We start from the raw sequence: 8,704 nt of genomic DNA on the forward strand, positions 1-8,704 counted from the left end.
GGACATCCCTGTCCCGATGAAAAACGGCCCGCATCCATGCGGGCCGCCCTCCGGGTCTTCTATAGCCTTCGCTAGTGCGAGGCGACGCACAGCAACAGCAAAAGCCACGGCCACGGCCACGGCCACGGCCACGGCAAAATCTTCACGGCAACTACAACGGCAACGGTGGTGGTTGCCCGCGCTGCGGCCGCCCTCGCCTCAAGCCGGCGCCGCACCCGCCAGCGAACGCAGGGTGATGCCGACGATGTAGGCCAGGCCCGTGCCGGTCGCGTAGCCCAGGGTGCCCAACAGAGCGCCCACCGGTGCCAGCGAGGGATGGAAGGCCGAGGCTACGACCGGTGCCGAAGCCGGGCCGCCGATGTTGCTTTGCGAGCCGATCGCGAAATAGAAGAACGGCACGCGCAACAGGCGCCCGACCGTCCACAGCAGCACGATGTGGATCGAGATCCAGATCAGGCCCAGCGCGAACAACCAGGGCCGGTCGAGCAGCGCCAGAATGTCCATCTGCAGGCCGATGCAGGCGATCAGGAAATACAGCAGCAGGCTGCCGATCTTCGAGGCGCCCGCGCCTTCCAGCGTGCGCGCGCGGGTGAAACTCAGCGCCAGGCCGGCGAAGGTGGAAATCGCCACGACCCAGAAGAAGGGCTCGTGCAGGCTGACCGTCTTGGCCCAGGACACGTTGGCCGCGAACCAGCCCGACAGCGGCGTCGCGATGGCGTGCGCGAGCCCGACCACGCCGAAGGCGATGCCGATGATCATCGCCAGGTCGCTGAGGCTGGCGACGCGTTGGTGCTGGGCCTGGAACTGTTCGATGCGCTGCTTGAGCTCCTCGATGCCGCGGGTGTCGGCGCCGCTGCGCGCATCGATGGCCTGGGCGCGGCTGGCCAGGAAGATCAGCACCGCCATCCAGACATAGCCGACGCCGACGTCGACCACCGCGAACTGGCCGAAGGTGGTCGCGTCGACCTGGAAGATCTCCTTCATCGCCAGCATGTTGGCGCCGCCGCCGATCCAACTGCCGGCCAGCGCTGCCATGCCGCCCCAGGTATCGCCGGCCACGGTTTCCGGATGCACCGCGCGCATCAGCAGGAAAGCCGCGATCGCGCCGATCATCACGCTGAGCGACGAGACCGCATACATCACCAGCAACTTCGGCCCGAGCTTCAACACGCCCTTGAGGTCGATGGTCAAGGTCAGCAGCACCAACGCCGCCGGCAGCAGCACCCGGCTGGCGACCGGGTTATAGAGCTTGGTATTCGCGCCGTCGACCAGGCCGATGGTGTTGTAGATCCCGGGAATGAAGTAACACAGCAGCAGGGCCGGCACGTAGGTGTAGAACTTCTTCCACAGCCCGGTCTCGCGCGAAGACGTCCAGAACACCAGCCCGAGCGTCGCCGCAATCAGGCCGAGGACGACGATGTCGTTGCTGATGAGCGCCGTGCGGGCGGTTTCTGGCATGCCGGTGTTCCCCAGGGATGAGCGAGCGGTAAAGCGTCCTCGCTTTTACTTCGGATGCGGGGTTGGAGCAAGGGCCGTCGGTGCCGAATGGCAGCGGGCTTGCTCGTAGAGAGGGAGCGCGGTCGTCACCTCCCATCTGGAAGAACCGCCATTCAGGAGAACGACGCAGCGCTGCGATAAAGAAGCCCGGGCGGCGAATCGGCGGGGCGGGATTCGTCTTGGGTGTCGGAACGGCAAATCCCCCCTGCCCCCCTTTTTCAAAGGGGGGAACAGCTAAGGCAAAGTAGCTGTTGTTGCTGGGCTGCTGTTGCTGTTGCGGTTGCCGTTGTCGGGGCTGCGACCACTGCCATTGCTACGACCGCGACCGCATCATCGCCAAGCCCCGAGTTGCAGGCGACGATAACGTCGCCCCCTTTGACAAAGGGGGCTGCGCGTTGCGTTGTTCGATGTCGATTCGACGATCGGCGCGTGGGGGATTTGCTTTGCCCTAAGAGCGAAGAGCAAATCCCCTTGCCCTTTTTTCAAAGGGGCACTGATGCCTAGGCATTCGGAGCGGCGTTTACTCGCCGATGTGCTGCTTCAGCCAGCCGTTGACGGTGTCGTGCCACTGCACGCTGTTCTGCGGCTTGAGCACCCAGTGGTTTTCGTTCGGGAAGTACAGGAACTTCGACTCGATGCCCTGGCGCTGCAGCGCGGTGAACACACCGATGCCCTGCTCGACCGGGATGCGGTAGTCGAGCTGGCCGTGGATCACCAGCATCGGCACCTTCCAGTCCTTGACGTGGTTGACCGGGTTGAACTTCTCGTAGTTCTTCGGTACGTCGTACGGCGTGCCGCCCTGCTCCCACTCGGTGAACCACAGCTCTTCGGTCGCGTAACCCATCATGCGCTGGTCGAACACGCCGTCGTGGCTGACCAGGCACTTCCACGGCTGCTGCCAGTTGCCGGCGATCCAGTTGACCATGAAGCCGCCGTACGAGGCGCCGAGCGCGCAAGCCTTGTCGCCGTTGAGGAAGCCGTATTTCTTTTGCGCCGCCGCCCAACCCTTCTGCAGGTCTTCGAGCGGGCGGTCGCCCCAATGCTCGCTGATCGCATCGGTGAAGGCCTGGCCGTAACCGGTGGAACCATGGAAATCGATCATCACCACCGCATAACCCTGGCCCGCATAGGTCTGCGGGTTCCAGCGATAGCTCCAACCGTCGCCGAAGCTGCCCTGCGGGCCGCCGTGGATCAGGAACGCGACCGGATACTTCTGGCCCTCCTGGTAGTTCCACGGCTTGACCACATAGCCGTGCACGGTGTCGCCGTTCCAGCCCTTGAAGTCGAACTGCTCGTACTCGCCGAAACGCACGCCCGGCAGGCGTTGGCTGGCGCTTGGGGTGATCGCGCGCTCGGGTGCGCCGTCGAGACCGCCGACGAAAATCTGATCGCCGCTCTTGAGGCTGTTGCGGGTGAAGGCGAAGGTCTTGCCGGCCAGCTGCGGCGAGCCGAGGCTGCCGTCGCCGATCAAACGGGTCGGCTTGCCGCTGGCGATGTCGACGCCGAACAGGGGCAACTGGCCGACGTCCTGGGCCAAGGTATAAATCGTCTTGCCGTCGGCCGACAGCACGATGTTCTCGGCCGAACGGTCCCAGTCCGGCGCGATCTCGCGCGCTTTGCCGCTGGCCAGGTCGAGCGCGAACAGGCCGAAGCGGTCGGCCTCGAAGCCCGGACGCTTCATCGCACGGTAATAGAGCGTCTTGCCGTCGGCGGCGAACACAGCGCCCGTGTCCCAGGCGGGGTTGGACGCGGTCAGGTTCTTGGCCGCGCCGCTGCCGTCGGCGGCGACGAGGTAAAGATCGAAATTGGTCGACCACGGTTCCTTGGCGTCGGCCTTGCGCGCGCTGAACACCAGCGACCGACCGTCGGGCGACCAGGTGTATTCGCTGCTGTCGCCGAACGGACGCGAGGGCACGTCGCCGATCACGTCGGCGCCGACCAGCTTGGCGGTGGCGACGGTCTTGCCGGCGGCCGGCAGCTCGGTCACGAACAGACGGTTGAGGCGGCCATCGTTCCAGGCGTCCCAGTGGCGGATGAACATGCGGTCGAAGACCATGCCGCTGGCCTTGTTCTTCTCGGCCGCGTCGAGCTTCTTCTTGGTGCAGGCCAGGTCGGCCGCGCACTCGGCATAGGTTTCGGCGTTGAACGCCACGCGCTTGCCGTCGGGCGAGATCTGGTAATCGCCGACGTCGCCGTCGAACGCGGTCAGCTGCTTGGGCGCGCCGCGGCCGGCCCAGTCGATCGAATACAGCTGGTTGCTGCCGCTCTTGGCGCTGAGGAAATACACCAGCTTGCCGTCCGGCGAAAACGACGGCGAGTTGACGTTCCAGCCTTCCGGGGTCAGCCGCTTCGGCGGCGCCGCATCGCGCGCGAACAGGTCTTCGATCCACAACGAGGTCGAGGACTTGTTGGCGGCGAAGTCGACGCTGCGCTGGGCGAACACCAACAGACGGCCGTCGGCCGACAAGGTCGGCGAGGACACGCGGTCCATCGTCGCCAGATCGCGGACTTCCAGGCCGCGCGGCAGCGGCGGCGTGAGCGAGAAAGCCGGCGCGGATGCGCAGGCCAGCAGCAGGGCCATCGGCAGGAGTGCGTGGCGTGGCGTCATGGCGAAACCTCTTGCGTTATCGGATCGGCCGATCGAGCGGATGCGCAGCGATCGGCGAGGGATTGAAGACGAACGGCCCGGCTGAGCGCCGGGCCGTCGAATCGGATCAAGCTTGCGGCACCGGCGCGTTGCGGCTGCTGCGGTAGAACAGCCACACCACCACCGCCAGCACCAGCAGGCCGATGCCGGCGCCGAAGTGGAAGCGTTCCGGCAGGGCCAGCACGTCGGCGCGCTTGCTGATCACGATCGGGAACGCGATGGCGATGCCCATCAGCGCTTCGCCGGTGATCAGGCCGGCGGCGAACAAGGTGCCGGGACGGTGCACGCGGTCGACCTCGGCTTCGTCGCTGTTCGCGGTCAGGCCGCGGCGACGGCCGACGATGTGCGAGAGCAGGCCGCCGAGGAAGATCGGCACCATCAGTTCCAGCGGCAGGTAGATGCCGATCGCCGCGGCCAACACCGGCACGCGGAACTTCGCCTTGCGCGACTTCAGCCATTCGTCGAAGGCGATGATGAGCGCGCCGATGGCGGCACCGATGCCGATCATCGTCCACGGCAGTTCGCCGCCGAACATGCCCTTGGCGACCGAAGCCATCAAGGTCGCCTGCGGCGCGGCGAGCGAGTTGGGATGCTCCGCGGTCGGCGCGCCGATACCGTAGGCGGCGGCGAGCAGGTTCAGCACCGGCGCCATGATCAGCGCGCACGAGAACGTGCCGATGCCGAGCATCAACTGCTGTTTCCACGGAGTCGCGCCGACGATGTAGCCGGCCTTGAGGTCCTGCAGGTTGTCGCCGCCGACCGCCGCGGCGCAGCACACCACCGCGCCGATCATGATCGCGGCGACGGCGCCGATCGGCGAGTCGCGGCCGAGCATCAGCACCAGCACCGTCGAAGCGAACAGGATGGTCGAGATGGTGATGCCCGACACCGGGTTGTTGGACGAGCCGATCAGGCCGGCCAGGTAGGCCGATACCGATACGAACAAAAAGCCGGCGACGATCATGATGATGGTCATCGGCACGCTGACGAACCAGTTGCCGACGATGGCCTGGTACAACAGCAACAGCGGCATCACGAACGCGACCAGGGCGATCAGCATCCACTTCATCGGCAGGTCGCGATCGGTCTCGGCGACCACGCCGCCGCTGCCCTTGCGCGCCGCGGCCAGGCCGCTCTTGACGCCCGACATCAGCGACTTGCGCAGCGAGAACAAAGTCCAGACGCCGCCGATCAGCATGGTGCCGACGCCGAGGTAACGCACCTTGGCCGACCAGATGGCGCGGCCGATCTGCTCGGCGCTGCCGTCGGCGATGCGCGCGGCCAGTTCCGGGTCGGAGCCGAGGAAGAACATGTGGTAGATCGGAATCGCGAACTGCCACGACAGGATGCTGCCGGACACCACCACGATGCCGACGTTGAGGCCGACGATGTAGCCCACGCCGAGCAGCGCCGGCGACAGGTTGGTGCCCATGAAGCCCAGGTACTTGCCCATCCAGCCGGAGACGATGGCGTTGTCCGGGATCAGGCGCATGCCGCTCTCGGCGGCGACCTTGACCAGCGCGCCGATGCCGCCGGCCAGGGCGAGAATCTTCAGGCCCGGGCCCGGGTTCTCGCCGGCCTTGAGCACTTCGGCCGCGGCCTTGCCTTCCGGGAACGGCAGCGGGTCTTCGACGATCATCGAGCGGCGCAGCGGCACCGAGAACAGCACGCCGAGCAGGCCGCCGAGGCCGGCGATCGCCAGCACCCAGGAATAACGGAAGTCCTGCCAGTAGCCCAGGATCACCAGCGCCGGGATCGTGAAGATCACGCCGGCGGCGATCGAGGAACCGGCCGAGGCGCCGGTCTGGACGATGTTGTTCTCCAGGATCGTGCCGCCGCCGAGCAGGCGCAGCACGCCCATCGAGATGACGGCGGCCGGGATCGCGGTGGCGATGGTCAGGCCGGCGAACAGGCCCAGGTAGGCATTGGCTGCTGCCAGGATCACCGCCAGGAAGACGGATAGCAGGACGGCTCGGAAAGTTAATTGGGGCGTAGCGGACGAGGCCATCGGCGTCTCCATCGCGGGTGATCGTTCAAGTGCGGCAGCGTATGTGCGGAGCCGGCCGGCAAGGACCGGGCGCCACGCAATCCGCCGATGATCGCATCCGCCGCCGGCCCCTGTAAAAGTGCAGTGCGGCAAAAAGCGGGATTGGGCAAAAAGCCGCGACCGAGGGCGGCGAGGGCGGAATTCCCCGGGTTTCTGCGGGAAAGGGGTTGGATGGTCGGGACAAGGACTCGCTGGTGGCCGCGAACAGGAGCGAGCGGCCCTCACCACTGCCCTCACCCCAGCCCTCTCAGCCTTGCACTGCCTGCGGTCGCCGCAAGCGGGAGAGGGAGCGCAAGCAGGAGCGTGAGAGCGACCGTTAGGTGGGCGAGTGCAGGGACTCGAAACAGACCGCATCGAAGGCTGTCCCTTCTCCCGTTCACGGGAGAAGGTGGCCCGCAGGGCCGGATGAGGGCAGCGGCCCCATCGAATCTCTTTCCCGCGCCGCCTCCCCTTCACGCCCCGCCCCGGGGCCTCGACCGCCTGCCCCGCCCTATACTCCCGCCTCCCGGCCCGCTCCTGGTCCGAAGGGAATCCGCTCGTGCCCGCAAGCAGTATTTCGAACCCGGCGCCGGTCGCACCGCGCAACGACGACTTCCTCGGCCATCCCAAGGGCCTGTACGTCTGCTTCTTCACCGAAATGTGGGAGCGCTTCTCGTTTTACGGAATGAAGGCGCTGCTGTTGCTGTATCTGCTGAAGTACCACCTGTTCGGCGACGACGCCGGCTACGACCTGATCGGCGCCTACGGCGGGCTGGTGTACGCGGTGCCGGTGATCGGCGGCCTGCTCGCCGACCGCTACCTCGGCATGCGCAAGGCGGTCGTGCTCGGCGGCGTGTTGCTGGTGCTCGGCCACCTGGGCATGGCCTACGAGGGTCACGCCGCCAAGATGGTGAACGGCGTGGCGGTGCGCGACGAGACCGCCTTGCAGGTGTTCTATTTGTCGCTCGCGCTGATCATCAGCGGCGTCGGTTTTCTCAAACCGAACATCTCGACCATCGTCGGCAAGCTCTACGAGCTCAACGACCCGCGCCGCGATTCGGGCTTCACCCTGTTCTATGCCGGCATCAACGTCGGCGCGCTGTTCTCGGCGCTGATCTGCGCCTTCCTCGGCGAGACCTACGGCTGGAAATACGGCTTCGGCGCCGCCGGCGTCGGCATGGTCGCCGGGCTGTTGATGTTCCTGTGGGGCCAGCGCTATCTGCGCGGCCATGCCGAACCCGGCGACGCGTCGCGCCTGCGCGAGCGCGTCGGCCCGTTCTCGCGCGAAGTGTGGATCTATCTCGGCACCGCCCTGGGCGTGCTGGTGATGTGGGGCACGATCCAGGTCGCCTCGAAGATCACCCTGAGCCTCGGCAGCCTCAGCTTCACCGCGGCGCTGGCGATCATGCTGGCGACCCTACTGGTGTTCCTGGTCTGGTTCTTCGGCTTCATCGCCCGCCAGTGCAGCGCGGTCGAGCGCCAACAGATGCTGGCCCTGGTGGTGCTGATCTTCGCGGTGCTGATCTTCTTCACCCTGTACGAGCAGACCTACGGATCCTGGGTGACCTTCAACGACCGCCTGATGACCAAGGACATGTTCGGCCTCGCCGTCGGCGGGTACGCACCGACCCTGCCCTGGTCGGCGTTCTCGATGGCGCTCAGCCCGCCGCTGATGGTCGCGGCGCTGATGGCCAGCGACCGTGGCCGCGACGGACTGGCCAAGCTCCTGGTCGGCCTGCTCGCGCTCGGCCTGGCGCTGGCGACCGCACACGACGTGGTGCTGGTGCCGCAGACCGCCGGCTCGCTGACCTATCTCGGCGCCTTCTTCATCGTGGTGCTGGCGCCGCTGTTCTCGTGGCTGTGGCCGTGGCTGGCGCGGCGCGGGCGCAACCCCAGCAAGCCGGTGACGATGTCGCTCGGTCTGATCTTCGCCGGCCTGTCGTTCCTGCCGTTGATGGCCGCGGCGAAAGTGTCGGGCAGCGGCGAGATGGCCAGCGTGTGGTATCTGGTCGCCGCGTATTTCATCCTCGAAGTCGGCGAGATGTGCCTGTCGCCGATCGGCCTGTCGGCAGTGACCCAGCTCTCGGTGGCGCGCGTGGTCGGGCTGATGATGGGCGCGTTCTGGTTGGCCACCGCGTTCTCGGAAGTGCTGGCCGCGCAGTTCGCCAAGATCGCCTCGGTCGAGATCCCGGAAGGCGGCGCGATCGACATGGCCTCGGCTTCGGCCAACTACGCCGAACTGTTCTCGATGCTGATGTGGCTCGGCATCGGCTCGGGCGTGCTGTTCCTGCTGCTGTCGCCGCTGTTGCGGCGCTGGATGCACGGGGTGAAGTGAGGCGGGCAGGAGCTGGGTAACGAGGAGTGAGGTTTTAGGAGTGAGGTTTTAGGAGTGAGGTTTGAGGAGTGAGAAGGGAGGAGTGAGAAGCGAGTTGCAACGCTTACTCGTTACTACCTGCTGGCGACTGGCGCGAAAAGCGAGCAGGACAGCGGCGACGGCCCTTGCTCACTCCTCACTTCTCCCCACTCACTTCTCG

Annotated in this window: 4 protein-coding genes; 1 reads left to right on the forward strand and 3 read right to left on the reverse strand. The window is 66.4% G+C overall.

What is annotated here, in order from left to right; genetic code table 11:
- Positions 1-198 precede the first annotated feature (198 nt).
- The 3 genes from ACTJJK_RS22660 to ACTJJK_RS22670 all read right to left on the reverse strand — a co-directional run bounded on the left by ACTJJK_RS22660 (position 199) and on the right by ACTJJK_RS22670 (position 6,152).
- Entirely contained in the window at positions 199-1,458 is a 1,260-nt protein-coding gene (locus ACTJJK_RS22660; RefSeq protein ID WP_031374010.1) for a DUF819 family protein, read from the reverse strand.
- Between the two features lie 559 nt (positions 1,459-2,017).
- Positions 2,018-4,105: a prolyl oligopeptidase family serine peptidase gene (locus ACTJJK_RS22665; protein WP_440731314.1), complete on the reverse strand. Its 2,088-nt coding sequence runs from the start codon at positions 4,103-4,105 to the stop codon at positions 2,018-2,020.
- A gap of 106 nt (positions 4,106-4,211) precedes the next feature.
- Positions 4,212-6,152 carry an OPT family oligopeptide transporter gene (locus ACTJJK_RS22670; protein WP_440731315.1) on the reverse strand — a complete coding sequence of 647 codons (1,941 nt, stop codon included), beginning with the start codon at positions 6,150-6,152 and terminating at the stop codon, positions 4,212-4,214.
- Positions 6,153-6,729: 577 nt separating this feature from the next.
- Here ACTJJK_RS22670 and ACTJJK_RS22675 point away from each other — a divergent pair.
- The gene (locus tag ACTJJK_RS22675; protein ID WP_440731316.1) at positions 6,730-8,505 is read left to right on the forward strand and encodes a peptide MFS transporter; all 1,776 of its coding nucleotides are present in this window, start codon (positions 6,730-6,732) and stop codon (positions 8,503-8,505) included.
- The last annotated feature ends 199 nt before the right edge of the window (positions 8,506-8,704 follow it).

Source organism: Lysobacter sp. 22409, assembly GCF_052045105.1.
Classification (GTDB): Bacteria; Pseudomonadota; Gammaproteobacteria; order Xanthomonadales; family Xanthomonadaceae; genus Lysobacter; species Lysobacter antibioticus_B.